Here is a 24,994-nt window from a genome sequence, read left to right as displayed (position 1 = left end):
TCGCCTCGAAAACGACACCCTGCGTTGACGCTCCTGCCCAATCGTTATTAAGTGCTATTTATCCGCATTAATAGGATCAATAGACCACCATGCTCAGCCGTCCGCTACGACGCAAACGACAGAAGCTCTCCGACGTGATTGTCGAGTCGGTCAAGCGCTCCATCGTTACCGATGCCCTGAAGCCCGGCGACCGCCTGCCCACCGAACGCGAACTGATGGAAAGCTTCCAGTGCTCCAAAGGGTCGGCGCGTGAAGCGCTCAAGGCGCTGGAAGTGGAAGGCCTGGTGAGCACGCGCACCGGCCCCAGCGGTGGCGCTTACTTGAATCAGGCCGGCACTGAACCGGCCAGCCGCGCCTTGCGCAACTACCTGCACTTCCAGCACCTGGACGGCGAGCAGGTGTACCAACTGCGCAAGGTCATCGAGGTGGAACTGGCGGTGTCGGTGCTCGGGCGCTTGAGTGAAGACGACTACCAGGCCCTGCAAGACAACGTGGATTTTTGCAGCGCGCCGGAAGACAGCGAAGCCGGCCAGCGCGAACAACGGCTGGCGGAGCTGGAGTTCCATAATCTGCTGGCCAACGCGTGCCCTAACCCGCTGCTGAGCTTTATGGCGCAGTTTCTCAACGACCTGCTGCGCGACCTGGTGGTGCTGAAAAAAGCCTACAAGCCCAAGCGCAAGCAGTTCGACGCGGCCAACCTCGACTACCACAAGCAGTTGCTGATCGCCTTTCGCGCCGAGGATGAAAGCACGGTGCGCAGCTTGATGCATGAACACATGTGCGACGCCGAACACCATATGAGCGCCCTTGAAGGCGAGGTCAGCCCGCACTTTTTGCTGGAGTTTGATCACAACCACTGAGAACACCATCAATCCCCCTGTGCAAACCCAATCCATGTGGGAGCTGGCTTGCCTGCGATGCAGGCGCCCCGGTTCATCAGTCGAACTGAGTTGATGCCATCGCAGGCAAGTCAGCTCCCACATTTGACCGAGCTTAAATCGTCAGACCGTTTCACCCAATTCAATAACAGGCCTGTCCACAGGCCAGCTCCACCGTATCGCCATTGCCGCTCCTGCCAATAACTAATCCAGGGAGTTACCCCATGCAGCGTCGTACGTTGTTGAAAGCCAGTCTTACCGCCGCCGCCGCGCTCAGCCTTCCGCTGAGCGTGCGCTCTGCATTCGCCGCCGAGCCCTTTACCTTTTACGGCCTCAAATCCATGTCCGGCGCCTTTGCCAGCTATGGCAAGTTTGCCGACATGGGTTCGCGGCTGGCGGTGGAGCAGCATCCCGAGATTCTCGGCCGCCCACTGAACTACAAAGTCATCGACACCGAAGGCAACGCCGGCAAGGCGGTGCGCAAGGTGCAGGAGGCGATCCAGCAGGATGGCGCACGGTTCTTCCAGGGTTGCACCTTGTCGTCATCGGCATTGGCGGTGGCCAAGGAAGTAGACAAGGTCGGCGGCGTGTTCATGACCCCGGTGGGTGCCGATGAAGTCACCGGCAAGGACTGCAACAAGGCGACCTTCCGCTGGTCGGTACCCACCTACGGCGCGATCCGCGAAACCATCGTGCCGTTGATCAAGCTACTGCCGGACGCCAAGCGCTGGTACACCATCACCCCGCAATATGTATTCGGCGAAGCCTTGCTCGAAGGCGCGAAAACCGTGCTCAAGGACAACGGCCTGGAACACGTCGGCAACAGCTATCACTCATTACAGGAGCAAGAGTTCTCCGGCTACCTGACCAACGCCATCGCGGCCAAACCCGATGTGCTGGTCCTGCTCAACTTCGGCAGCCAGTCGTCCAACACGCTGCGCCAGGCGGTGAACTTCGGCATCAAGGAGCGCATGAAAGTGCTGCTGGTGTGGTCCGCCGGCCTTGATCAATTCCAGGAATTGGGCAGCGACGTGCTCGAAGGCGTGTACCTCGGTGCGCAGTATTGGCACCAGGTCGACAGCCCGCTCAACCGTGAACTGGTCAAGCTGACCCAGGCCAAGTACGGCATCAACCCAACCTACCCATTGGCCGCCGACTACATCAGCACCAAGGTCATGCTCGATACCATTATCGCCACCGGCAGCTTCGACGGCCCGATCGTCGCCAAGGCCATGCAAGGCTTGAGCTTCGAAGGCCCGACCGGCAAGGAGCAAATCCGCGCCGGTGACCACCAGGTGATCAAGGACTACTACCTGATGATCGGCAAAGCCAGCACCGACATGGCCGACAAGGACGACCTGGCCAAAGTGCTCAGCGCCGGCCAGTCCTTCCCGCCGGTGGAAGCCACGAGCTGCGTGCTCGGCTGATCCGCTGAACCATTACCGGTTGCACACGACAGGGCCGCCCCCGCGGCCACCTGTCCGAGGGTTTCTGCATGCTTAATCTTTACCTGTTCCAGATACTCAACGGCCTTGGGCTGGGGATGATCTACTTTTTGATCGCGGTCGGGCTGACGATCATTTTCGGTCTGCTCAACTTCGTCAACTTCGCCCACGGCGCGTTTTTCCTGCTGGGGGCCTACATCTGCTACACCGCCGTGAGCCTCACCGGCAACTTCTGGCTGGCGCTGCTGATCGCGCCGCTGGTGGTGGCCGCACTGGCCTGGGTCATCGAGCGATTATTGATCCAGCGGATTTATCACTTGCCGCACATGTTCCAGATTCTGGTGACCTTAGGGATTGCGCTGATCATCCAGGAAGCCAGCGTGATGATCTGGGGCCCGGTGGGCAAAAGCGTCGCCGTACCGGAACTGCTGCGCGGCGTGCTGGTGGTGGGTGATTTCGTCTACCCCTACTACCGCCTGTTTCTGATCGTGTTTTCCGGGATGGTGGGCCTGGGTCTGTGGCTGTTGCTGGAACGCACGCGCTTTGGCGCCCTGGTGCGCGCGGGCAGTGAAAGCACTGAAACCGTATCGCTGCTGGGCACCAATATCTTCCGTCTGTTTTCGATGACCTTTGCCCTGGGCGTGGCCCTGGCCGGCGTCGCCGGCGTGCTGTTCGCTCCGTTGCGTGGCGCCCAACCCTTCGTCGGCCCGGAAATTCTCGGGGTAGCCTTCGTGGTGGTGGTGATCGGCGGCATGGGCTCCTTCAGCGGCGCACTGGTCGGCGGTTTACTGGTAGGCGTGGTGCAAAGCCTGATGACCACACTCTGGCCCCAAGGCGCGAGCCTGATGATCTACGGCGCGATGGCCGTGGTGATTCTGGTGCGTCCTTACGGCCTGTTCGGGAGAGCCTGACATGAGCGAGAAAAACCCCCTGCCGTTCGCCAAGACCCAGTCCAAAGCCATGTTGCTGTGGGTCCTGGCGGTGCTGATCGGCCTGCCGTTGGTATTACCGTCGGCAACCCTGGCCACCGAGATCCTGATCTTTGCCATGGCCGCCCTGGCCTGCAACCTGTTGCTGGGCTACACCGGGCTGTTGTCGTTTGGCCAAGGCATCTTCTTCGGGGCTGGCGCCTATTGCGCGGCACTGCTGATGATCCACCTGCAACTGGGCCTGTTCACCGCCCTGCTCGGCGCCGCCGTGGCCGGTGGTTTCCTGGCGCTGTTGGTGGGTGCCCTGGCGATCCGGCGTACCGGCATTTACTTCGTGATGCTGACTCTGGCGTTCAGCCAGATGGCCTACTTCGTCGCCTACACCCTCAGCGACTGGACCGGCGGCGACAACGGCCTGCTCAGCGTACCGCGCCCGGAAATCCGCATCGGTGACACCGTGTTGTTGTCGTTGAGCGACGCCCGCGCGTTCTACGGCTTTGTCGCAGTGCTGTTCCTGCTGATCTTTATCGGCGCACGCCGCGTGATCGCTTCGCCGTTCGGCAGCACCTTGATGGCGATCCGCGAAAACGAGACCCGCGCCTCGGCCATCGGCTACGACACGCGCCATTTCAAGATCCTGGTGTTCGTGCTGTCCGGCGCGGTCACCGGGATTGCGGGCGCGCTGTACGCCATGCTGCTGCACTTTGTACCCCTATCGAATATCGACCTGGCGATGTCCGAAAACATCCTGATCATGACCATCGTCGGCGGCACCGGCTCGCTGTTCGGCTCGTTGCTGGGCGCCGGTTCCATCGTGCTGCTGGGGGACTTCCTCTCCGACCTGTGGCCGCGCTGGCTGATGCTGCTCGGGGTGATTCTGATCCTGGTGGTGATCTTCATGCGTGGTGGGTTGTGGGGCGGTTTGTCGTCGCTGTTCGAACGCGTACGTGGCAGCCGCAAAACCGCCGTCGTCGTCAAGGAGGAAGGGCTATGAGCATCCTGCTGGAAACCAAAGACCTGGAACTGGCCTATGGCGCGTTCCACGCAGTGAACGGGGTCAACCTCAAGGTCGAAGCCGGCACCATCCACACCATCATCGGCCCTAACGGCGCGGGCAAGACCAGCCTGTTCCACTGCCTGACCGGCGAACGCCAGGCCACCGCCGGAGCGATTCATTTCGACGGCAAGAACCTGATGCGTAAACCCGCCCACGCCCGCGTCGGCCTGGGCATGGCGCGCTCGTTCCAGCTCACCAGCCTGTTCCAGAACCTCAGCGTGCGCGAGAACCTGCGCCTGGCGGCGCAAGGCCGCGACGGTGCCAAGGCGCTGAATTTCTGGCGTCGGGTGGACAGCAAGCGCGAACACCTGGAGATGGCCGACCAAGTGCTCGAACGCCTGCAGCTCACTGCCCGCGCCGACACCCTGGCCGGCGAATTGTCCCACGGCCAGCAGCGGGTGCTGGAGGTGGGCATGTCGATCTGCTCCAAACCAAAACTGTTGATGCTCGACGAGCCCACCTCGGGCATGGGCATCGATGACATCCCGATCATGACCCAACTGATCAGCGACCTCGGCCGCGACCACACGGTGCTGCTGATCGAACACAACATGAGCATCGTCATGTCTATCAGCCAACGCATCACGGTGATGAGCCACGGGCAGATCCTGGTGGAAGGCACGCCGGAATTCGTGCGCGCCGATGAACGCGTGCGCACCGCTTACCTGGGAGAAGCCGCCTGATGCTGATCGTCGAGAATATCCACTCCTACTACGACAAGAGCCACGTGCTCGAAGGCGTGTCGCTGACCGTCAACCCCGGCGAACTGGTGACCCTGCTCGGCCGCAACGGCGCCGGCAAGACCACCACGCTGCGCAGCATCCTCGGCATTATCTGCCCGCGCCAGGGCCAGATTCACTTCAACGGCCAGGCGCTGGTCGGGCAAAAAATCTTTGAAATCGCTCGCCAGGGTTTGGCATTGGTGCCGGAGAACCGCGGGATTTTCCGCCTGCTTACCGTAGAGGAAAACCTGCGCATCGCCGTGCGCAAGACCAGCCGCTGGCAGATGGACGACGTGTACGGCATGTTCCCGCGCCTCAAGGAACGCCGTAAAAACGCCGGCCACGCCCTGTCCGGTGGCGAACAACAGATGCTCGCTATCGCCCGCGCCCTGCTCAACGATCCCAAGCTGCTGATTCTCGATGAGCCCACCGAAGGCCTCGCCCCGGTGATCGTCGACGAGCTGGTGAAGATCCTGCGCAAGGTCAAGGACGATGGCCTGCCGGTGCTGCTGGTGGAACAGAACCTGGTGGTCTGCGACAAGCTCGCCGACCGCCATTACGTGCTCGAACAGGGCCGCGTGGTGTACGAAGGCAGCGCCGCCGCCTTCCGCGCCGACCCGACGATCAAGAACCGCTACCTGGCCCTGAGTGCCTGACCGGAGATTGCACATGAACAGTTTTGCGCAACCACTCAAGAGCAACGCCCCGCTGATCAACCGCGACCGCCTGTGGCAATCGTTGATGGACCTGGCCCAGCTCGGCGCCACCGTTAAAGGCGGCGTGTGCCGCCTGGCGCTCACCGACCTCGACCGCCAGGCCCGCGACCTGTTCGTGCAATGGTGCGAGGCGGCCGGGTGCAGCGTCAGTGTCGACGCCATCGGTAATATCTTTGCACGCCGGGCCGGGCGTAACCCCGCCCTGCCCCCGGTCATGACCGGCAGCCATATCGACACCCAACCCACCGGCGGCAAGTTCGACGGCTGCTACGGGGTGATGGCCGGGCTGGAAGTGATCCGCACGCTCAATGACTTGCAGCTGGAGACTGAAGCGCCGATCGAAGTGGTGGTGTGGACCAACGAAGAAGGCTCGCGTTTCCCGCCGTGCATGATGGGCTCCGGGGTGTTTGCCGGTAAGTTCGACTTGCAGGACACCCTCGACAAACAGGACGAGCAAGGCCTGTCGGTGGGTGCCGAATTGCAGCGCATCGGCTATGCCGGTTCGCGTGCGGTGCTCGGCCACCCGGTGGGCGCATATTTCGAGGCGCATATCGAGCAAGGCCCGGTGCTGGAAGACCAGGCCACCACCATTGGCGTGGTCATGGGTTGCCTCGGCCAGAAGTGGTTCGACCTGACCCTCACCGGCGTCGAAGCCCACGCCGGCCCCACACCGATGCACCTGCGCAAGGACGCCCTGGTGGGCGCCGCCGAGGTGGTCAGCGCGGTCAACCGTATCGCCCATCAGCAACAGCCCCACGCCTGTGGCACCGTCGGTTGCCTGAACCTGCACCCGGGCTCGCGCAACGTGATTCCCGGCCAGGTGCACATGACCATCGACCTGCGCCACCTGCATGCCGACACCCTGCAGGCGATGGTGGATGAGGTACGCGGTGTGATCGAAGCCACGGCCCAACGCCACGGCCTGAGTTTTGAACTGACGCCGACCGCCGACTTCCCGCCACTGGACTTCGCCCCGGCCTGCGTCAAGGCCGTGCGTGACGCCGCGAGCACCCTGGGCCTGAGCCATATGGACATTGTCAGCGGCGCCGGGCACGACGCGATTTTCGTCGCCGAACTGGGCCCGGCCGGGATGATCTTTGTGCCGTGCGAAGGCGGCATCAGCCATAACGAAATCGAAAACGCTGCGCCGGATGACCTGGCGGCGGGCTGCGCGGTATTGCTGCGCGCCATGGTCAACGCAGCCCAGGGGGACCTGGCATGAGTGAGATTGGCCAACTGACGGCAGTGCAACTGCTGGAGCATTTTCGCGACAAAACCCTGTCGCCGGTGGAAGTCACCGAGGACGCCTTGTTGCGTATCGAACGCTACAACCCGGTGGTGAATGCCTACTGCCATGTTGACCCTGAAGGTGCATTGCAGGCTGCGCGGGCGTCGGAACAACGTTGGATAAAAGGTCAACCGTGCGGCGCACTGGATGGGGTGCCGTCATCAATAAAAGACCTCACGTTGACGATTGGCATGCCCACCCGCAAGGGTTCGCGCACCTCCTCAACCGAAGGCCCATGGGACGTGGACGCGCCCTTCTCGGCCTTGATGCGCAAAGCCGGCGCGGTACTGTTGGGCAAGACCACCACCCCTGAATTCGGCTGGAAAGGCGTCACCGATAACCCGTTGTACGGCATCACCCGTAACCCATGGGACACCCGCACCACAGCGGGCGGCTCGTCCGGTGGTGCCGGCGCGGCGGCGGCGCTGAACCTTGGCGTACTGCACCAGGGCAGCGATGCCGGAGGCTCGATCCGAATTCCGTGCGCATTCACCGGCACCTTCGGCCTCAAGCCGACCTTTGGGTATGTACCGCAATGGCCGGCCAGCTCCATGACAATCCTGTCGCACCTGGGGCCGATGACCCGCACCGTCGAAGACAGCGTGCTGATGCTGCAAACCGTCGCTCAACCGGATGCGCGCGATGGCCTGATCGGTGCACCACGAACCTCGCCGTGGCTCACGCCGAGTACGGACTTGAAGGGCCTGCGTGTTGCCTACAGCCCGACCTTCGGCTACGTGGATGTTGATCCGCACGTCGCCAAGGTGGTCGCAGAAGCAGTTGAGGGCCTGGTGCAATTGGGCGCGCATGTCGAGCAGATCGACCCGGGTTTCAACGACCCACTGGAGGTGTTCAGCACCTTGTGGGCCGCCGGCGCCGCACGCCTGACCGGGCCGATGAGCGAGGCGCAAAAACAGCTGCTGGACCCGGGCTTGCTGCGTATTGCGCAACGCGGCGAACAGCTCAGCCTCAGCGACTACAGCGCTGCCCTCGAAGCCCGCGCGGCACTGGTCGCCAGGATGGCGGCCTTCCATGAGCACTACGACGTGCTGGTCTCGCCGATGATGCCGATCACTGCGTTCGAGGCCGGGCACAACGTGCCACCGGGTTCGGGCATGCATGAGTGGATGGAGTGGACGCCGTTTACCTATCCCTTCAACCTGACACAGCAACCGACGGCATCGGTGCCGTGCGGGTTGGCGGCGAATGGCTTGCCGGTGGGTTTGCATGTGGTGGGCGCGCGGTTTGCCGATGAGCAGGTGCTGCGGGTTTGCCAGGTGTATGCCAAGGTATTTCCCACCGAACACCTTGAAGCACCGCGCATGCTCTGAATGGCGTTTTTTCGACCGGGGATTGCCGTGTGCATCTCCGGTCGCGTTTGACTTATAATTCGCGCCTCATTTTTTGTTGCGCGGATTGTTTCCAATGCTATTCACCAGGACCGTTATGACGAGTGCCGTACTCGCCCTCCTGCCGGCCATGGCCCACGCCACCGCGCTGGACTTGACGTACGAAGCACCTGTCACCGAGGCAGCGGCACACGACGCCCCCGCGACCGCCAAATCGTTATTCCCGGTCAAGACCAAGCCGCCGGTGACATTCGAGTACACCTGCAAAGGCCCGCGCTGCCAGTATGAAGATGACCTTGAACAGCGCCACGACGACCAGACCACACACAGCTGGTCCATCGGTCTCCAGTAACGCTCAGCCAACCTTGCGCTGAAATGCAGTCAACTGTGGGTTCTGGCTTGCCAGCGCCCACCGTTTTGAGCACATTCCATTACACTGTCCCTCTTCATCACCCGGGACGCTTATGGACATCGAACTGGCACGCACCTTTCTCGAAATCACCCGCTGCGGCAGCCTGGCTGCGACGGCCGAGAAACTGCACGTCACCCAGACCGCCATCACCGCACGCGTAAAAAACCTCGAGAGCCAGTTGGGCAGCACGCTGTTTGTGCGTAACCGCGCCGGTGCGCGGCTGACCGCCGATGGCGAAGCCTTTGTGGTCTACGCCAACCAGTTGCTGCAAACCTGGGAAGCCGCCAAGCGTGACCTGCCGCTACCGGATGGCTACCGCAATGTGCTGCATATCGGCGGCGAGGTGAGCCTGTGCAACCCGCTGATGCTCGGCTGGGCGCAGGCCCTGCGCGAACACATCCCGGGGCACGCCCTGCGCACCGAAGTGCGCGAAGGCGACTACCTGCTGCGTCAATTGGAACTGGGCGTGCTCGATGCGGCCTTGGTGTTCCAACCGCAGTACTGGCCGGGGTTGCAGGTGGAACAGGTGCTGGAAGAAAAACTGATCCTGGTGCAACTGGCGAGTAAGCCGGCCCCGTACGTCTACATCGACTGGGGCCCGGGTTTTCGCCAGCAACATGATGCTGCCCTGCCCGACAAAGCCCGTGCCGCGCTGAGCTTCAACCTCGGGCCGCTGGCGTTGCAGTACATCCTGGAGAATGGCGGTGCCGGGTATTTCCGCACGCGCGTGGTGCAGAGCTACCTGGACAGCGGCGTGATGCAGCGGGTGCCGAAGGCGCCGGAATTCAGTTTCCCGACCTACCTGGTGTACTCACGCGCGCGCGATTGTGCAGTGTTGCAGCAGGCGCTGGCGCTGCTGCGCGAGGTGGTCAAAGCCGAAAGTGACTGGTCACAACGCTGGGACCCGCTGATTTGAATCACCGTACACCACGGCGCGTGCTAGCCTGCGGGTGTTTCCTTTCGCAGCCTTACCGATGAACAAGAAAAAGTCTGTCACCATCAGCGACATTGCCAAACGGGTCGGAATGACCACCATCACGGTCTCGCGGGCGCTGAACAAACCTGATCAGGTCAAACCCGCCACCCTGGCGCGCATCCTCGAAGTCGCGCGGGAGTTGGACTATGTGCCCAACGCCTTCGCCCGTGGGCTCAAACGCAGTGAAAGCCTGATCATTGGCGTGATCACCGCGTCGGTGGACAACCCGTTCTACAGCGAAATGATCAAGGCGATTTCCCGCGAGGCGAAACAGCACGGCTACACCATCATGCTGGTGGACACCGACGAACTGGCCGAGCTGGAAAGCAAAGCCGTCGACACGTTGCTGGGCTACCGCGTGGCGGGAATCATCCTGTCGCCGGTCTCTGATGAGCCGAGCTACCAGCCCGATTACCTGGAGCGGCTGGGCAACGGCAAGACCCCGGTGGTGCTGCTCGACCGTACGATCCACGACAGCCCGTTCAGCCGCGTGGTGCTCGACAATTACCACAGCGGCATTCAGGCCGCGCACTACCTGTTGCGCCAGACGCCCGACCTCAAGCGCCTGCTGGTGCTGACCGGCCCCGAGCATTCACGGATCACCGTGGAGCGCCTCAAGGGCCTGCGCGAAGTGCTGGCCGAACACCCCCACATTCAGGTCGAAGTACAGGCCGGCGACTACACGCTGATGCCGTCTTACCTGCATACCCTCGACTACCTCGCCGAACACTGCGCGCCGGACGCGATCATGGGCTTTAACCAGTTGATCACCCTCGGCGCCCTGCGCGCCTTGCGCATGCACAACATCCCCCATGAAAGCCTAACCATCTGCGGCATCGACCGCCTGCCCTTCGCCGATATCTTTGGTGTGCCAATCGCCTGCGTGGCCCACGACGCCTCCCTGGCCGGCAGCAGCGCGGTACGCCTGTTGCTTGACCGCCTGGAAGACCCGTACAAGCCACGGGACAAGGTGGTCATCGCCGGCCAGTTGGAAAACGGCTAGCGACTGGTGTAGCCGCCATCGATCGGCAGGCTTGTACCGCTGATCATGCCGGCGGCATCGCTGAGCAGGAACAGCACCGGCAGCGCCACGTCCAGCGTCTCAGCAAAACGCCCCAAGGGGATGGCTGCCAGCGCCGGGTCGCGCTTGGCCGGGTCCGACCAGGCCATGGCGGCCATCGGCGTGAGGGTGACCGTGGGGTTGACGCTGTTGACGCGAATGCCGAAGCGGCCCCACTCGGCGCATTGCACGCGGGTGATGGCGTCCAGTGCAGCCTTGGAGGCGCAGTAGCTGAGGTGATCGTCCAACGCCACCAGCGAGGCCTGGCTGGAGACGTTGACGATGCTACCGGCAATCTTCGCCTCGATCATTTTTGCAGCGACCCGGCTCGCGACCTGGGCGGCGGCGCGGGCATTAACGTTCATCACCTGGTCGAACGCGGCAGCGCTGATCGCGGCGGCGGGTTCAAGACGGGAAATGCCGGCGCAGTTGACCAGGCCGTGCAGTGGCGGCAGGTCGTGCAGGGCGTTGTCGAGGGCGGCGCTGTCGGCGATGTCCACGCATAAGGTGTTGCAGCCCAACTTGGCCAAGGCCTCGGCGTCGCGGCCAAGGGCGAAGACTTCGGCGCCGCTGTTGATGAGCTGAAGGGCAATTTCATGGCCAATGCCGCTGGTGGCGCCAGTGACGAGGATGCGCTGGTGGGTGAAGTTGAAGGTGGTGGTCATGAATCACGGTCTCGAAAAAGTGAAGATCCAATGTGGGAGCGGCGGTGCGACGATTCGACTTGCTCGCGAATGCGGTGTATCAGCCAAAAATCTGCTGCTGACACATCGCATTCGCGAGCAAGCCCGCTCCCACAATTGAACCGTGTAAATTCAGTTGGTTTGCAAGCTGTGCATGATCGGTTTCAGCGCGGGATACAGCTTCAAATACTCGCCAAACGCGCGGTCATAGGTCATGACATTTTCGCGTTTGGGCTGCGCGCGCAGCTCCAATTGCACCCAGCCCTTCTCCATCTCCCCATCACTCACCAACCCCACCGTATGCGCGGCCAGCAACGCTGCGCCCATCGCCGCCTCAACTTCTTGAACGATGGTGTAAACCGGGTACCGCGTGATGTCCGCAATAATCTGCATCCACAAATCCGAATGACTCGCGCCACCGACCACAATCAGGCGCGGGTCCAGCGATTGCGCGCCCTGGGTGCCGGCTTCGATATTGTGCCGCAGGGCAAAACTTACCCCCTCCAACACCGCGCGGTACAGGTGAATGCGGCTGTGATACAGGTTCAGCCCGACAAAACTGCCGCTGGCGTGGTCATCCCATACCGGGCTGCGTTCGCCCATCAGGTACGGCAGGAACAACAAGCCTTCGCTGCCTGCCGGGATCTTCATTGCGCTCTGTTCCAGCAACACCAGGCTGTCCTGGCCACTGGCTTTGGCCTGTTGCTCTTCGGCCTGGCAGAACTGCTCGCGAAACCAGCTGACCGATGCCCCGGCGGTGATTGCACCGCCGAAGATGTACAAGTCCTGATGGCCGTTGTAGACATGCGGCATGCTCACCAGGCCGTGGCGTGCATCGACGTGCTGGTTCAAATAACCCCAGCACATGCTGGTGCCGATCATCGCCACGTGATTGCCCGGCTGCGTAACGCCTGCGGCCAGAGTGGCCATGGCCGCGTCCACGCCACCGGCGAGGATCGGTGTGCCTGCCTGCAGGCCCAGGCGCAGGGCCCAGCTCTCCAACAGCCCACCCACCACCTCACCGGAATACACCAGCCGCTCGGGCATCATCGCCATGGGAATCTGCAGCGCCGCGAGCATCTCCTCGGACCAGCCCCGCTGCGCCACGTCATAGACGCCGCCGATATTGCCGGCGCTGCTATGGTCCACCGCCAACTCACCGGTCAGGCACCAATTGATATAGCTGTTCGGCGGCAGCAGGTAACGCGTATTGGCCCACACCTGCGGCTGATGCTGCTTGAGCCAGAGCATCTTGGTGAAGCCGTAGTAGCTGTCCACCGAGTTGCCGGTGACCGCAAACAAGCGCTCAAGGTCGACATGCTCGCGCACCCAGGCCACCTGCTCGCCGGCACGGCGGTCCATCCAGATCAGGCACGGGTGCAGCGGTGTGATTTGCGCATCCACCGCAATCCCCGAGCCACCGTACAGGCTGCTGATGCACAGCGCCTTGACCTGCTGCGCTGCCACGCCGGCCTTGGCCATGCACTGCGCCACGCAGGCCTCGACCGCATCGAGCCAGACCTGCGGCCATTGCTCGGCCCAGCGCACTTTCGGGGTATCCACGCGATACCCCTGGCTGTGCTGCGCGATGATCGTGCCTTGACCATCCACCAGCAGCGCCTTGGTGCTCTGGGTTCCAATGTCGACACCCATGACATAGTTCATCTCAAAGCACCGGCTTCAACAGCACCTTGATCGACTTCGTCGAGTTGGCCAACTCGAACGCTTCGGCAAAGTTATCCAGCGGGAAGTCATGGGTGACGATGCCTTTGGAGGTGACCAGGCCGCGTTCAAACAGGTCGATGGCAATCGGGTAGCAATAGGGGCCCAGGTGCGCGCCGCGTACGTCCAGCTCCTTGCGGTCGCCGATGATTGACCAGTCGACACTGGTTTCGGCGCCGAATACGCTGAACTCGACAAAGCGCCCGAGCTTGCGGATCAGGTCCAGGCCCTGGGTCACGCCGGCCGGTACGCCGGTGGTTTCGATGTACACGTCGCAGCCGTAGTTGTCGGTGAGACCGTTGATGATCTCGCGGGCATTGTCGCGGGATGGGTTGATCACCACGTCGGCGCCGAATTGCCTGGCCAGTTCGAGGCGCTCATCGACCATGTCGATCACCACCAGTTTTTTCGGGGTCTTCAGCGCGGCCACCTGGACCATGCACAGCCCGAGGGTGCCCGCACCGGCGATCACCACTACGTCATCCAGCTGGATTTCGCCTCGGTTGACGGTATGAATCGAGCAGGCCATGGGCTCCACCAGCGCCGAGTCTTCCAGCGATACCGACTCCGGAATCTTGTGCACGATAGCGGTTTTGGGAATGCGCATGTACTGGGCCATGCCGCCTTCGGCCACTTCACGCTGGAAACCGAAGATGTTGTGCACCTCGCACATCCAGTATTTACCCGACTTGCAGAAGCGGCACTTGCCGCACGGCACGATCTGTTCGGCGATGACCTTGTCGCCGACCGCGACTTCAAAGTGCTCTTCAGCGCCCTCGCCCACTTCCACCACGTAGCCAAAAAACTCGTGGCCCGGCACCACGGGTGCCTTGACCCACGGGTTGTCGCCGCCCCAGAACATCGCCGCACCCGAGTGGCATTTGCAGTCGCTGGCGCAGATGCCGCAGGCGGCGATGCGGATCACCAGTTCATTGGGGCGTGCCTGGGGTTTGCTGATGCGTTGCAGGCGGTAGTCCTTCGGGCCGTGGCAGACGACGGCTTGCATTTCGGTGTGCTTGTCCATGGTGTTCGATCCTGTCTTGAGAGGGATTTATTTATGGCGCTGACGGCTGATAAAGATCGCCAGCAAGATGATTGCGCCCTTGATCACGCTCTGGACGTAGGGCGAGACGCCGAGCATGTTCAGGCCGTTATTCAATACGCCAAGCAACATCGCGCCGAGCAACGTGCCGACGATCACGCCGCGCCCGCCGGCAATCGAGGCTCCGCCGAGCACCACGGCCGCAATCGCATCCAACTCGAACGACACGCCGGCATTCGGCTGGCCGCTCATCAGGCGTGAGGTCAGCACCAGCCCGGCAATCGCCGCCGTTAAGCCACTGATGCCGTACACCAGCAACTTGAAACGCGCCGCGCGCACCCCGGACAAACGCACCGCTTCTTCATTGCCGCCGATGGCGTAGATGTAGCGGCCGATGCGCGTGTGTTGCAGCAACACGTAGGCAGCAAAGTAGGTGATTAGCATGATCAGGATCGGCACTTCGATGCCGAACAGGCTCTGGCGACCGAAGAAGCCGAACCACTCCGGCAGCCCGGAAATCGGGTAACCGTCGGTGTACATCAGGCCCAGGCCACGGGCGATGCCCATGGTCGCCAGGGTGACGATGATCGGCGGCATATGCAGGTAGGCGACGAACAGCCCGTTGCCGATGCCAAAGGCCACGCCGATCAACATCCCGGCGCCAATCGCCAGGCCCGGAGGCAGGCCTGCGACCATCAGGCCGGCGGTCAGGGTGCCGGACAGCGCCATCACCGGCCCCACCGACAGGTCGATGCCGCCGGTGAGAATCACGCAGGTCATGCCCACCGCGATAATCGCGTTGATCGACACTTGGCGGGCGATGTTCGACAAGTTGCTGGCGGTGAGGAAAGTGTCGCTGGCGAGGATCATCACCAGGGTCACCACCACCAGCCCGACAAAGGGATAAAACGCCGGCGAACGCACCAGCCGCGCCAGGTTCAGGCGCAGTCGGCCGGTGTCGCCGGTGTTAATGGACGTATTCACTTGAGCCCCCTGTTGCATGGCGCATGACCTCTTGAGGATTGACGGCGGACGCTTCAAGTACCTTGACGATGGCGCCCTTGTTGAACACGGCGACGCGGTCGCACATGCCGATGACTTCCGGCAGTTCGGAGGAAATCATGATGATTGCGTAGCCCTGTTCGGTGAGGCTGCGCATGAGTGCGTAGATCTGTGCCTTGGCGCCGACGTCGATGCCGCGTGTGGGTTCGTCGAACACCAGCACGTCGCAGTGGTGGTTGATCCAGCGTGCAATCACCACCTTTTGCTGGTTGCCGCCGCTGAGGTTGAACACCCGGCTTTCGCCACTGGGGGCTTTGATCGACAGCTGCGTCATGAGGCTGTCGACGCTGGCGCATTCGCGGCCCTTATCGATCAAGCCACTGGCGTTCTGGTATTTGGGCAGGTTGTTCAGGGTAATGTTTTCGCGAATGCTGAAATCGGTGATCAGCCCTTCACTCTTACGGCTTTCCGGAAGCAGGCCGATGCCTTGGGCCAGGGCCTGCGCCGGGTCATCCAGCGTGACTTTTTCGCCGCGCAGCCAAACGTCTTTGCTCACTGACGGCAGCGCGCCCATCATGCCCAGCGCCAGTTCGGTGCGGCCTGAGCCCACCAGCCCGGCGAAGCCGAGGATCTCGCCTTTGTGCAGCTGGAAGCTGTTGTGGGGGCCGTTGCGCACCAGTTGGATGTCCTTGACCTCCAGTAACAGCGGGCCGCGCTCGGTAGTCGGCTTGGGTGGAAAGCTGCATTCCAGGCGGCGGCCCACCATCATCTCGACCAGGCGGTCGATATCGCTGTCGGCCACATCGGTCACGCCCACATTGCCGCCGTCGCGCAGCACACTGATGCGGTCGCACACCTGGAAAATCTCCTCCAGGTGATGCGAGATAAAAATCACCGCCACGCCCTGGCGCTTGAGCTCGCGCATGATGTCGAACAGCAGCTCGGCTTCGCTGGGCGTGAGGGTAGCGGTCGGCTCATCAAGCACCAGCAAGCGCGCATCCAGGGCCAGCGCCTTGGCGATTTCGACAAACTGCTGCTCGGCCACACTCAAGTGCTTGACCGCACATTGCAGGTCGATCGTCACGCCCAGGCGCTTGAACAACGCCTCGGATGCTTCGACCATCTCACGCTTGCGCAACAGGCCGAAGCGGTTGCTCAACTCATGGCCGAGGAAGATATTTTCCACGGCCGTGAGGTAGGGAATCAGGCTGAATTCCTGGAACACAATGCCGATACCGGCGGCAATCGCATCGCGGTAGGTCGCGAACTGCCGCGCCTGGCCGTCGATCAGGATTTGCCCTTCGTCCTGATGCTCGACGCCGCCGAGGATCTTCATCAGGGTCGATTTGCCCGCGCCATTTTCCCCGAGCAGCGCATGGATCTCGCCGCGCTCCACTTGCAGGTTGATGGATTTGAGGGCCTGTACGCCCGGGTAACGCTTACAGATATTTTCCAGCTTCAGAAGACTGCTCATACCGCCGACCTCGTATTCAGTAGGTGACCTTAAGCCCCACGGGTTGCGTGGGGCCTGGGCGAATTACCAGCTGAAGTCCTTGGCCTTGGCCTGATCGATCAAAGTGATGTCCACCGGGACAGTGGCGGGTACTTGCGAGCCCCACTTCCTGGCCAGGGCGATGCCCAGGGCGAGGCGGATCTGGTCGCGGGGGTATTGCGCCGAGGTGGCGATGAATTTGCTGCCGGGTTTCTGGATCGCCTTGATCGCTTCCGGCGCGCCGTCGACGCTGACCAATTTCACGTCCAGCCCGCTGGCTTCGATGGCCGAGAGTGCACCGAGGGAGCCGTTGTCATTCACGCTGAAAATACCCTTGAGCGTGGGCTGGGCCTGCAGCATGTTTTCGGTGACGGTCAGCGCCTGGTCACGTTCCTGCTTGCCATTCTGGATGCTGACGATCTTGATGTCGGGGTGCTTGGCTACGGCCTCTTTGCAACCGCGTACACGTTCGAGGATCGGCACCACGGCGATGCCGTCGAGGATCGCGATATTGCCTTTATCGCCGATGTTTTTGGCCAGATATTCACAAGCCTGGAAGCCGGCGTCGAAGTTCTTCGAGCCGACGAAAGAGTCCAGCGGGCCATCGGCCTGAGCGTCTACTGCGACCACCACGACACCGGCCGCGTGGGCGGATTTGACCGCAGACTGTACGCCGACCGAATCGGTCGGGTTGATCAGCAGGATATCGATGCCTTTTTGCAACATGTCTTCGACGTCGCTGACCTGCTTGGACACGTCGTGGCGGGCGTCGGTGATGATCAGTTTCGCACCGATGGTTGCGCCGGCCTCTTCAAGGGCGTTTTTCATGGTGACGAAATAGGGGTTGTTGATCTCCTGGAAGGAGGCGCCGATGCGGATGGGCTTGGCGGCGTCGGCGAAAGCGGGAGCCGCGTTGCCGAGGGTGATGCTGACAGCCAGTAAACACAGGGTTTTCGGGAGCATTTTCATGGCGTGGGTCTCTGTTTTGTTTTTATTTTTAGAGCAAATGTTATCGTTAACATTTTGCGAGAAACTAGCAAGTAAATGGGGGCTGTGCAAGAGGCCATTGGTCACTCGGGGCCGAATGGCACTCCAAATCGAACGAGATCAAATGTGGCAGCTGGCTTGCCTGCGATGCCGACACCCCGGTGCATCAGGCATTCCGCGTGGATGCCATCGCAGGCAAGCCAGCTCCCACAGAGGCTGCGTGTACTGCGCAAAAACTCGCACAATCTCGCGCACCAACTAAGCTCAGCCTCCAACAAAAAAATACCGAGCTTCCCGCCATGGCACACCCCACCGAAACCTTTCGCACCCGCTACCGCAGCGAAGTGAACCGCCATTACAACCCATGGCTGCATGCAAGTTTTGTCCTCGGCTACGGCCTCTTTTGCATCACCCTGGCCTGGTGCTCCACCGAACACATCACCCCACTCCAGTGGCTGACCGTCCCCCTGACCCTGGTGTTTTTCAACCTCTGCATCTATCTCGTGCACCGCCACCTCGGGCACCACAAACACCCCTTCACCCGCCTGTTCTACGCACGCCACACCGGCGATCATCACAGCTTCTTCACCCCCGGCCACATGACCTTCGACAGCCCCAAAGACTGGCGTGTGATTCTGTTTCCCGCCTGGTTGATCGTGCTGCACAGCCTGGCCATCACCCTCCCCGCGTGGTGGCTGCTCAAGCAGCTGAGCCCTAATGTGGCCGGGCTGTTTGCCGGGTGCATGATCCTCGGCTACTTGCTCTATGAAGTGTTCCATGCCTGCGAACACCTGCCCGCCCACCATCCAGTGGCGCGCCTACCGTGGATTCGCCAGATGCACCAACTGCACGCTCTGCATCACCGTCGCGAGCTCATGCACGGGCGCAACTTCAATATCGTTCTACCGCTGATGGATTACCTGTTCGGCACCTTGCACTGGGAACCGAACGCCCACGACAACCAGGAATAGTCATGAGCCACCGCCCCAAAAACCTGCGTCATTTACTGTTCGTGCTTGCGCTTGCGGTGACCGCCTTTCTGCTGTTGATGCCGACCAACGTGCAACCGGTGAATTGGTCTGCGCCCAAGGCGCCGTCGATGAAGGAAGGCACCTACGCCGAGAACCAGCGGCTTAAGGCCGTGCAAAAGATTGGCGCACAAGACATTCCCGGCCCTGAAGCCCTGTTGCTGGATGCCCAGGGGTTTCTGATCAGCGGCTTGCATGACGGGCGCATCATCCGCACATCGCCCGACAGCCATACCCTGGAAGTGCTCGCCAACACCGGCGGCCGGCCCCTCGGCCTGGCGTTTCACCCGGATGGGCGCTTGATCGTGGCTGACGGGGTCAAGGGCTTGCTTGCACTCGATGCCAATCGCCAACTCACGCCGTTAAGCAGCGCCGCGAACGGCGTACCGTTTGGCTTTACCAATGACGTGACCATCGACGCCAGCGGACGCTATGGGTATTTCAGCGATTCATCAAGCCGCTGGGGCTACGGCCAGGATGGCGAAGCCGTGATCGAGCATGGCGGCGACGGCCGCCTGTTGCGGTATGACTTCAGTAACGGGACCACCCAGGTGTTGCTCGACCATCTGCAATTCGCCAACGGCGTGGCCTTGGGCCCGGATGAAAACTATGTGCTGGTCAATGAAACCGGCGCCTATCGCATCAGCCGCTATTGGCTCAAAGGCGAACGCGCCGGCAGCCACGATCTGTTTGCCGACAACCTGCCAGGCTTGCCGGACAACCTCAGTTTCAACGGGCACGACCGTTTCTGGGTCGCCCTGTATTCGCCACGCAATCCATTGCTGGATGGTTTCGCCGGCTACCCCTTCTTGCGCAAGGTCATGGCGCGGGCGTTGATGGTGGTGCCCAAACCCATCGAGCACAAAGCCTTCGTGCTCGGGCTGGACACCAACGGCCAGGTCATCGCCAACTTGCAGGATGGCAGCGCGGGCAATTACTCGCCGATTACCACCGCGCGGGAATATGGCGATTGGTTGTACCTCGGCTCGTTGAAAAGCACGAGCATGGCGCGCTTGCCGTTGAAACAGGCGCTGGCTCGCGACTGACAAAAAAGGGGCAGCCCAATCAGGCTGCCCCTTTTCCATGACTCAGCGTATCAGTGGATGATGTTCTGCGTGCAGATGTGCCCAAAGGTCACATAAGGCACATTGTCACCGCCGACACCCACCCCCGGGAACTCTGCCAACTCGATACGCCAGCCGCCGAAGTTGAAGGTGGTTTCCCAGTTGTACTTCACACCGGTGCTGCTGTCCGGGTATTGCACGCGGTATTCGCCGAAGCATTCACCGAGCGCGGCACTGGCCTGGGATGTGCCCGCACTGTTGGTGCTGGCCTTGAAGTCGGTCCAGTGGAACTCGGCGCCATCAAAGCGCTTGTCGACGCGCAGGACCGGCGTGACCCCCAACAGAGGCGCGCCAGTGGAGTCGGACCAATTGGTGCTCCAGTTCAACGTGCGTCCAGCCTGGGTCGCCATCCAGAATATCGATGCCGGCACCCGCACGATGTTGTCGCCCTTCACCTCCGACGTGTTCAACCGTGGCGTGGAGCCCAGGCTCAATGCGTACTGCTTGGTCGGGTCCTGCGTCACCGCAGGGTTGGCACGCACACGCACCTTGACGGTCGCGCCCGGCGTTACGCTCGGGTAAGTCGAGGTGGAACCGGCCGGCACGGTGACCCAATTGGTGCCATCGAAGCGGTCGAAGATCCACTGGTTGCGGCTGCCGCTCTCATCGCCCGCCAGGTACATGCTCACGCTTTGGCCACGCACGGCCTTGAAGTCGAAGTAATCGACGTCGTTGGCATTGTCGAGGTTACCGGTCACCTTGTTCATCGAGTCCGGCAGCACAAAGGCGGTTTGCGCGCTGTCATTGGGCTCAAAGGCATCGATGTTGGTGTCCGCCGCCACGCCGAAACTGAACTGCGCGTTGTTCGCGGTCTTGGCCACCATGTACCAGTAGTAGTCCCCAGCAGGCAGTACGCCGCCCAGGTATTCATCGGCATTGCCCGGGTTGTCGGAGGTGTCGATCAACTGCGGATTACCCTGGCCGTCATCACGGAACAGGGTCAGCGACATATCGGCGCCGGCAGTCTGATTGATCAACTGCACCAGCACCCGGGCGTTTTTCGGCAGGTTGAAGTGGTAGGGAAATTCCTGGCCGGTTTGCACCTCGGTGATGGTGTAAAGGGTGTTGATCTCCAGGGTGGGAAACAGCGGTTCAAAGGCGGCGACAGCAGCACTTTTAAGGCTGGCCTGGCTCGGTTTTTTCAACGCGCTGACGGCGGTGTTGAACGGCGCCGACTTGGCCGCCTTGGGGGTTGCGTTTACCTTGCCATTTTTGGCGTCCAGGAACTTTTGCCGTAGCTCGTCCGAGATCGGCACTGCAGTCAGTGTGCCGCCAGGTTTCAGCGCATCGATCACACCTTGGTTGACCGTTCCGGGGGTGAGTTGGGGAAGGGTTGGCTCGGCCAGGGCAGAGGCCGAAATGAAGCAGGAGGCCATCATGGCCGCGCCCAGCATCAGGGCTTTTGTGGGTTTCATTTTTTATCCATCCATAGTTAAAAAATTGAAGCTCGGGTGACCGGTGACATCCGGTCACCTGGGATGGACTGTAGGACATAGCTGTATGCATGTACAGTATTTTTTATATTGATATGGACTCGTTGCCTGCTGGCAAGAGAACAAGCGCGGTTAATACCCCGTCATCTCCAAATACCCCACGCCACCGTCAAACTGCACCGGCCCTTCCCAGTACGGAATACTCAGGTTCATCCACGCTTTCGGGTTGACGGCCTGGGTGGTTATATCCAGCTGTTTACCGGGTATTTTCAGCGACCAGCGCGTGGGAATAGCTCGCCCGTCAATGTCGGTGGTGGCCAGCGGTGTGAGCTGGATATCGGCATTGTGCAGGGTCTGGGTTTGGCCCTGCTGGTCGATCCAGGTGCCGGTCAGGTAACCCGCGCCGTCTTTTTGCCGCACGCGAAACAGCATCAACTGCTCGCCACGGTCCAGGTGCAGCGAGAACCAGTCCCAACCGGTCTGGCTGGCTGCCAGGGGTTGGCTGCTCCATTCGCGGTCGAGCCAGGCAGGGCCGCTGACCTGGTAGGTTTTACCGTCGATGCTGACGCTGCCGGCGGCCGCAAAAAACGGCTGGCTGTAGTAGTAGGACGCCTGCCCCTGATCGGATTTGCGGCTGTAGCCCTTGTCACCTTGCAGCACCAGTGGACGGCTCGACGTCAGGTGCAAGTCGTAGGCGAACTGCGGGCCGCCGGCCTTGAGTTGCATATCCGTCAACGAGCTTGCCGCGCCTGGGCGGGTGACGAAATTCCAGTCATCGATCCAGGCATTGAACGGCACTGCCTGAGCACCCGCCTGGCCAATACCGCCACGGGCGTAGCGCTCGGCGGCGTAATGGTGGGTAGCGGAGGTGACGGCGGCATGGCCCAGCCAAATCGTCGAGTCGTGCCAGCCCGGCTGCGTAGGCCCGGCCTTCAACGCGTTGCGAAACAACGTCCACTGCACGCCGAACAGATTGCCTTGCGCGTCTTTGAGATTGGCAGTGACGTACCACCATTCGATGCGAAAGCCATCATGCGGGCCATGGTCCTCGGGGAAACTGAAGACCCTACCGGGCACCACTTGGGCAAAGTCCGCCGCATCGCTGCCAAGGCCCGCGAAGCTTTCTTGCGGCGCGGGCACTTTGTCGCACGCGCTCAACAGCAATACCGTTGCCCACAACAGCGTTTTAATCTTCATTGGCAAAGGTCCTCAGCAGATCGGCCGGGCGGCTGCGGTATAACTGCCATAGCGGCCAGGCCGACGCCAACAGGGTGGCGAGCATCGCCAGCCCCAACAATTGGGCAAGCTGCCACGGGAACACCTGCAACGGCAGACGCCAGCCGAACGCCTGCACATTGATCACTGCGTCCAGGCACCATGCCAGCAGCAGGCCCAACGGCAAAGCAAGCACCAGGGTCAATACGGCCAGCAGCCAGGTCTGGCCAAGGTTGAGCAGCATCAATTGTCGCCGCGTCACCCCCAGCGCCCAGAGTGGCGCGAGTTGACCCAGACGGCTCTGGCTCTGGGTCAGCAAGCTAATAAACAACGCCACACCGGCCACGCCGAGGGTGAGGCTGTTCAAGGCGGCGGTGGCGGCGAAGGTGCGTTCAAACACTTGGCTCGACCAGCCTTTGAGTTGCTGCTGATCGACGATGCGGTTGTCCTCCAGGGCAAATACGCGCTGTATTTCACGCACCAACGGTGGCACGTTCTGCGGCAGCACCCGCAGGTTGAAACGCGCCGGTGTCAGCGTCGGCCAATGCGCCAACAGGTGCTGCGCGTTGACCAGCAGATGGCCTTTGGGGTTGCCGTAGTCGGCGTATATCCCCACCACGTTGGGCGACCACTGGCCGGCAGGTGTGGGGATAGCAATCGCGTCCCCCAGCCGCACGTTTAACCGGCGCGCCAATTGCTCACTGAGCATCACGGTATCGCCTTGCAGCAACCGGTCCCAAGGCGCGCTCGCGGCCTCCAGCAATGGCCAGTGCTGGCGATAAGTCGGGTCGTCGACCACCCCAAATACATCCGCCGGCCAGCCCTGCAATTGCACCGCGACCTGCCACGTAGGCAGCACCGCTTGCACCAGCGGTTGCTGCGCCAACCAGGTCGTGAGCTGTTCGGCCTGGGCCGGGTTTTGCGGGTTGAGGTACAACTCGGCAGTCAGGCGTTGTTCCAGCCAGTTGTTGAACGTCTGGCGGAAGCCCGAGGTCATGGAACCCGCACCAATATTCGCCGCCAACGCCAGCAGCAATGCCATCAACGCCAGGCTCAAGGCAGGCAGTTGCTGGCGGCAGTCGGCGAGAAACCACTGGCCCAGCACTGAGCGGCTGCGCCCGAGCACCACCGTCAACACACCATTGAGCACCACCGGCAGGCCGAGCGCCGCCCCCAGCAACAGGCTGGCCATCAGCACGAACCCGGCGGCCAGGCTGTCACCCAACCACAGCGCCAGCAAGGCGATGACCAGCGCAGTCCCCGCCACCCAGCCCTGACGCCGCAACCAGCGCCCATGGGCATCGTGCCAGGCCTGGGCATTGGCCAGCGCCAGCAGGGGCAAACGCGCCGCGCGCCACAGGCTACTGCCGCCTGCGAGCAGCGCGCCCAGCAGGCTCAAGCCCAACCCAGCCAACCACCACCCTGGGCTGAGGCTTAATTGGCCCGGCACCTCAGCGCCGTAAAGACCGCGCAGGCTGGCGGCCACATCCGGCAGCAACAGGCTGGCCAACAGGTAACCGCTCGCGACACCGAGCACGCCGCCCAGCAGCGACAACACGCCGAGTTCGACACCCAGGCTGAGGATCAGCATCCGAGCGCTGACCCCACAAGCCCTTAAGGTGCGCAATAGCCCACGCCGTTGCTCCAGCGCCAGGCCAATGGCCGCGTGGACGATAAACAGCCCCACCACAAAGGACAAAAAGCCCAAGGCGTCGAGGTTCAGGTGAAAGCTTTCGGTGAGGCGCGCGAGGTTGTTTTCCTCACCCTGTTTGAGTTGCAGCGTGGCCGGCGGAGTGGGGTGGTTGGCAGCAAACGCCTTGTCCAGCAGCAAGCGTGACAGTCGCCCGGGCATCTCCAGCAAGGGCTGGGCAAAGCCGATATCGGTCAACAACACGCCGGGGGCCATGTCCTGCTGCACCTGCAACGGCGGCAACGCTCGCCCGCTTGTGGTCAGCGGTTGCTCACCTTCGTGCAAGCCCAGGGCCGACAAGGTTTGCGGGGCGATCCAGGTACGCCCCGGCGGATTGAAAAACGCAACCCTCTGGGCCTGGCTCAACCGCTGTCCCGCCACGGCCCCGCCGCCAGGCAACGACAACGGGTCGATGCCCATCAATTGCAGGCGTTGTTCTTCTTGCCCCTTGAGCACCAAACGCCCCTGCACCACCGGCGACACCGGCCACCCGGCGCGGCGCAGTTCGGCAAACAGTGTTTGGGGGAAGCTCGCACCGTCCGGCGCAGTGAGACTGGCCTGCGGCTCACCGCCAATCAGTTGGCTGGCACGCGCGTAGCTGTCTCGCGCCTGACTGTTGAGCGCCTGCACGCCGGTCAATAGCGCAGTGGCCAGCCACAGCCCGGTCAGCACGCTGAAAAACTGCACCGGGTGCCGCCGCCAATGGTTCAGCAGCGCGCGCAACGTCCAATAAAACACCGCCAT

Annotated in this window: 23 protein-coding genes; 14 read left to right on the top strand and 9 right to left on the bottom strand. The window is 62.0% G+C overall.

The features are described from left to right. Window positions 1-89: 89 nt before the first annotated feature. The 11 genes from ACLBW8_RS03945 to ACLBW8_RS03895 all read left to right on the top strand — a co-directional run bounded on the left by ACLBW8_RS03945 (window position 90) and on the right by ACLBW8_RS03895 (window position 10,775). Entirely contained in the window at window positions 90-860 is a 771-nt protein-coding gene (locus ACLBW8_RS03945) for a FadR/GntR family transcriptional regulator (RefSeq protein WP_447804634.1), read from the top strand. A gap of 242 nt (window positions 861-1,102) precedes the next feature. After that, a complete protein-coding gene (locus ACLBW8_RS03940; RefSeq protein WP_447804633.1) occupies window positions 1,103-2,305 on the top strand; it encodes an ABC transporter substrate-binding protein in 1,203 nt (400 codons plus the stop codon). A 68-nt stretch (window positions 2,306-2,373) separates the two neighbouring features. Then, entirely contained in the window at window positions 2,374-3,234 is an 861-nt protein-coding gene (locus ACLBW8_RS03935; RefSeq protein WP_262665406.1) for a branched-chain amino acid ABC transporter permease, read from the top strand. 1 nt (window position 3,235) lies between these two features. Further along, a complete protein-coding gene (locus ACLBW8_RS03930; protein ID WP_447804632.1) occupies window positions 3,236-4,246 on the top strand; it encodes a branched-chain amino acid ABC transporter permease in 1,011 nt (336 codons plus the stop codon). After that, window positions 4,243-4,992, top strand: a complete 750-nt coding sequence (locus ACLBW8_RS03925) for an ABC transporter ATP-binding protein (RefSeq protein WP_221295169.1) — start codon at window positions 4,243-4,245, stop codon at window positions 4,990-4,992. Before ACLBW8_RS03930 ends, ACLBW8_RS03925 begins: the two co-directional genes overlap by 4 nt. Beyond that, entirely contained in the window at window positions 4,992-5,687 is a 696-nt protein-coding gene (locus ACLBW8_RS03920; RefSeq protein ID WP_064453058.1) for an ABC transporter ATP-binding protein, read from the top strand. The genes ACLBW8_RS03925 and ACLBW8_RS03920 overlap by 1 nt, the downstream gene beginning before the upstream one ends. 13 nt (window positions 5,688-5,700) lie before the next feature. Further along, a complete protein-coding gene (locus ACLBW8_RS03915; RefSeq protein ID WP_447804631.1) occupies window positions 5,701-6,969 on the top strand; it encodes a Zn-dependent hydrolase in 1,269 nt (422 codons plus the stop codon). Then, a complete protein-coding gene (locus ACLBW8_RS03910) occupies window positions 6,966-8,366 on the top strand; it encodes an amidase (protein WP_447804630.1) in 1,401 nt (466 codons plus the stop codon). Before ACLBW8_RS03915 ends, ACLBW8_RS03910 begins: the two co-directional genes overlap by 4 nt. A 115-nt stretch (window positions 8,367-8,481) precedes the next feature. Continuing rightward, the gene (locus tag ACLBW8_RS03905) at window positions 8,482-8,736 is read left to right on the top strand and encodes a hypothetical protein (RefSeq protein WP_447804629.1); all 255 of its coding nucleotides are present in this window, start codon (window positions 8,482-8,484) and stop codon (window positions 8,734-8,736) included. A 112-nt stretch (window positions 8,737-8,848) separates the two neighbouring features. Continuing rightward, window positions 8,849-9,712, top strand: a complete 864-nt coding sequence (locus ACLBW8_RS03900; RefSeq protein WP_447804628.1) for a LysR family transcriptional regulator — start codon at window positions 8,849-8,851, stop codon at window positions 9,710-9,712. A gap of 58 nt (window positions 9,713-9,770) precedes the next feature. Then, window positions 9,771-10,775, top strand: a complete 1,005-nt coding sequence (locus ACLBW8_RS03895) for a LacI family DNA-binding transcriptional regulator (protein WP_432750797.1) — start codon at window positions 9,771-9,773, stop codon at window positions 10,773-10,775. Here ACLBW8_RS03895 and ACLBW8_RS03890 read toward each other — a convergent pair. Beyond that, window positions 10,772-11,497 carry an SDR family oxidoreductase gene (locus tag ACLBW8_RS03890; protein ID WP_447804627.1) on the bottom strand — a complete coding sequence of 242 codons (726 nt, stop codon included), beginning with the start codon at window positions 11,495-11,497 and terminating at the stop codon, window positions 10,772-10,774. The two genes, ACLBW8_RS03895 and ACLBW8_RS03890, sit on opposite strands and share 4 nt — an antisense overlap. Here ACLBW8_RS03890 and ACLBW8_RS03885 point away from each other — a divergent pair. Further along, a complete protein-coding gene (locus ACLBW8_RS03885) occupies window positions 11,496-11,636 on the top strand; it encodes a hypothetical protein (RefSeq protein WP_447804626.1) in 141 nt (46 codons plus the stop codon). The two genes, ACLBW8_RS03890 and ACLBW8_RS03885, sit on opposite strands and share 2 nt — an antisense overlap. Before the next feature lie 11 nt (window positions 11,637-11,647). On the opposite strand, the gene ACLBW8_RS03880 is transcribed toward ACLBW8_RS03885, so the two are convergent. The 5 genes from ACLBW8_RS03880 to ACLBW8_RS03860 form a co-directional block, all read right to left on the bottom strand. Next, complete coding sequence (locus ACLBW8_RS03880) at window positions 11,648-13,180, bottom strand: FGGY-family carbohydrate kinase (protein ID WP_447804625.1); 1,533 nt, start codon at window positions 13,178-13,180, stop codon at window positions 11,648-11,650. A gap of 1 nt (window position 13,181) precedes the next feature. Further along, window positions 13,182-14,261, bottom strand: coding sequence for an alcohol dehydrogenase catalytic domain-containing protein (locus ACLBW8_RS03875; protein ID WP_432750800.1), 1,080 nt, complete (start codon window positions 14,259-14,261; stop codon window positions 13,182-13,184). 27 nt (window positions 14,262-14,288) lie between these two features. Further along, on the bottom strand, window positions 14,289-15,281 hold the full coding sequence (locus ACLBW8_RS03870; protein WP_064453067.1) for an ABC transporter permease: 993 nt from the start codon (window positions 15,279-15,281) through the stop codon (window positions 14,289-14,291). Beyond that, on the bottom strand, window positions 15,247-16,755 hold the full coding sequence (locus ACLBW8_RS03865; RefSeq protein ID WP_447804624.1) for a sugar ABC transporter ATP-binding protein: 1,509 nt from the start codon (window positions 16,753-16,755) through the stop codon (window positions 15,247-15,249). Before ACLBW8_RS03865 ends, ACLBW8_RS03870 begins: the two co-directional genes overlap by 35 nt. A 63-nt stretch (window positions 16,756-16,818) precedes the next feature. Next, complete coding sequence (locus tag ACLBW8_RS03860) at window positions 16,819-17,742, bottom strand: substrate-binding domain-containing protein (RefSeq protein WP_262665423.1); 924 nt, start codon at window positions 17,740-17,742, stop codon at window positions 16,819-16,821. Between the two features lie 317 nt (window positions 17,743-18,059). On the opposite strand from ACLBW8_RS03860, the gene ACLBW8_RS03855 reads away from it, so the two are divergent. Together ACLBW8_RS03855 and ACLBW8_RS03850 are read left to right on the top strand one after the other, a co-directional pair. Next, entirely contained in the window at window positions 18,060-18,731 is a 672-nt protein-coding gene (locus tag ACLBW8_RS03855) for a sterol desaturase family protein (protein ID WP_447804623.1), read from the top strand. A 2-nt stretch (window positions 18,732-18,733) separates the two neighbouring features. After that, window positions 18,734-19,834 carry an SMP-30/gluconolactonase/LRE family protein gene (locus ACLBW8_RS03850; protein WP_447804622.1) on the top strand — a complete coding sequence of 367 codons (1,101 nt, stop codon included), beginning with the start codon at window positions 18,734-18,736 and terminating at the stop codon, window positions 19,832-19,834. A 50-nt stretch (window positions 19,835-19,884) separates the two neighbouring features. On the opposite strand, the gene ACLBW8_RS03845 is transcribed toward ACLBW8_RS03850, so the two are convergent. From ACLBW8_RS03845 to ACLBW8_RS03835, 3 genes are all read right to left on the bottom strand, one after another. Continuing rightward, window positions 19,885-21,327: a hypothetical protein gene (locus ACLBW8_RS03845; protein WP_447804621.1), complete on the bottom strand. Its 1,443-nt coding sequence runs from the start codon at window positions 21,325-21,327 to the stop codon at window positions 19,885-19,887. A 150-nt stretch (window positions 21,328-21,477) separates the two neighbouring features. Beyond that, the gene (locus tag ACLBW8_RS03840; protein WP_447804620.1) at window positions 21,478-22,542 is read right to left on the bottom strand and encodes a lipocalin-like domain-containing protein; all 1,065 of its coding nucleotides are present in this window, start codon (window positions 22,540-22,542) and stop codon (window positions 21,478-21,480) included. After that, window positions 22,532-24,994: an FtsX-like permease family protein gene (locus tag ACLBW8_RS03835; protein ID WP_447804619.1), complete on the bottom strand. Its 2,463-nt coding sequence runs from the start codon at window positions 24,992-24,994 to the stop codon at window positions 22,532-22,534. The genes ACLBW8_RS03840 and ACLBW8_RS03835 overlap by 11 nt, the downstream gene beginning before the upstream one ends.

Source organism: Pseudomonas sp. M5A4_2d (assembly GCF_053345295.1).
Note: the sequence above shows the minus strand (reverse complement) of the source record. Positions and strands in the feature narration are given on the sequence as shown.

Excerpts from the sequence above, each read along its gene's own strand:
- ACLBW8_RS03945 (WP_447804634.1), top strand. The coding sequence starts at position 90 with ATGCTCAGCCGTCCGCTACGACGCAAACGACAGAAGCTCTCCGACGTG.
- ACLBW8_RS03940 (WP_447804633.1), top strand. The coding sequence starts at position 1,103 with ATGCAGCGTCGTACGTTGTTGAAAGCCAGTCTTACCGCCGCCGCCGCG.
- ACLBW8_RS03935 (WP_262665406.1), top strand. The coding sequence starts at position 2,374 with ATGCTTAATCTTTACCTGTTCCAGATACTCAACGGCCTTGGGCTGGGG.
- ACLBW8_RS03930 (WP_447804632.1), top strand. The coding sequence starts at position 3,236 with ATGAGCGAGAAAAACCCCCTGCCGTTCGCCAAGACCCAGTCCAAAGCC.
- ACLBW8_RS03925 (WP_221295169.1), top strand. The coding sequence starts at position 4,243 with ATGAGCATCCTGCTGGAAACCAAAGACCTGGAACTGGCCTATGGCGCG.
- ACLBW8_RS03920 (WP_064453058.1), top strand. The coding sequence starts at position 4,992 with ATGCTGATCGTCGAGAATATCCACTCCTACTACGACAAGAGCCACGTG.
- ACLBW8_RS03915 (WP_447804631.1), top strand. The coding sequence starts at position 5,701 with ATGAACAGTTTTGCGCAACCACTCAAGAGCAACGCCCCGCTGATCAAC.
- ACLBW8_RS03910 (WP_447804630.1), top strand. The coding sequence starts at position 6,966 with ATGAGTGAGATTGGCCAACTGACGGCAGTGCAACTGCTGGAGCATTTT.
- ACLBW8_RS03905 (WP_447804629.1), top strand. The coding sequence starts at position 8,482 with ATGACGAGTGCCGTACTCGCCCTCCTGCCGGCCATGGCCCACGCCACC.
- ACLBW8_RS03900 (WP_447804628.1), top strand. The coding sequence starts at position 8,849 with ATGGACATCGAACTGGCACGCACCTTTCTCGAAATCACCCGCTGCGGC.
- ACLBW8_RS03895 (WP_432750797.1), top strand. The coding sequence starts at position 9,771 with ATGAACAAGAAAAAGTCTGTCACCATCAGCGACATTGCCAAACGGGTC.
- ACLBW8_RS03885 (WP_447804626.1), top strand. The coding sequence starts at position 11,496 with ATGAATCACGGTCTCGAAAAAGTGAAGATCCAATGTGGGAGCGGCGGT.
- ACLBW8_RS03890 (WP_447804627.1), bottom strand. The coding sequence starts at position 11,497 with ATGACCACCACCTTCAACTTCACCCACCAGCGCATCCTCGTCACTGGC.
- ACLBW8_RS03880 (WP_447804625.1), bottom strand. The coding sequence starts at position 13,180 with ATGAACTATGTCATGGGTGTCGACATTGGAACCCAGAGCACCAAGGCG.
- ACLBW8_RS03875 (WP_432750800.1), bottom strand. The coding sequence starts at position 14,261 with ATGGACAAGCACACCGAAATGCAAGCCGTCGTCTGCCACGGCCCGAAG.
- ACLBW8_RS03870 (WP_064453067.1), bottom strand. The coding sequence starts at position 15,281 with ATGCAACAGGGGGCTCAAGTGAATACGTCCATTAACACCGGCGACACC.
- ACLBW8_RS03865 (WP_447804624.1), bottom strand. The coding sequence starts at position 16,755 with ATGAGCAGTCTTCTGAAGCTGGAAAATATCTGTAAGCGTTACCCGGGC.
- ACLBW8_RS03860 (WP_262665423.1), bottom strand. The coding sequence starts at position 17,742 with ATGAAAATGCTCCCGAAAACCCTGTGTTTACTGGCTGTCAGCATCACC.
- ACLBW8_RS03855 (WP_447804623.1), top strand. The coding sequence starts at position 18,060 with ATGGCACACCCCACCGAAACCTTTCGCACCCGCTACCGCAGCGAAGTG.
- ACLBW8_RS03850 (WP_447804622.1), top strand. The coding sequence starts at position 18,734 with ATGAGCCACCGCCCCAAAAACCTGCGTCATTTACTGTTCGTGCTTGCG.
- ACLBW8_RS03845 (WP_447804621.1), bottom strand. The coding sequence starts at position 21,327 with ATGAAACCCACAAAAGCCCTGATGCTGGGCGCGGCCATGATGGCCTCC.
- ACLBW8_RS03840 (WP_447804620.1), bottom strand. The coding sequence starts at position 22,542 with ATGAAGATTAAAACGCTGTTGTGGGCAACGGTATTGCTGTTGAGCGCG.
- ACLBW8_RS03835 (WP_447804619.1), bottom strand. The coding sequence starts at position 24,994 with ATGGCGGTGTTTTATTGGACGTTGCGCGCGCTGCTGAACCATTGGCGG.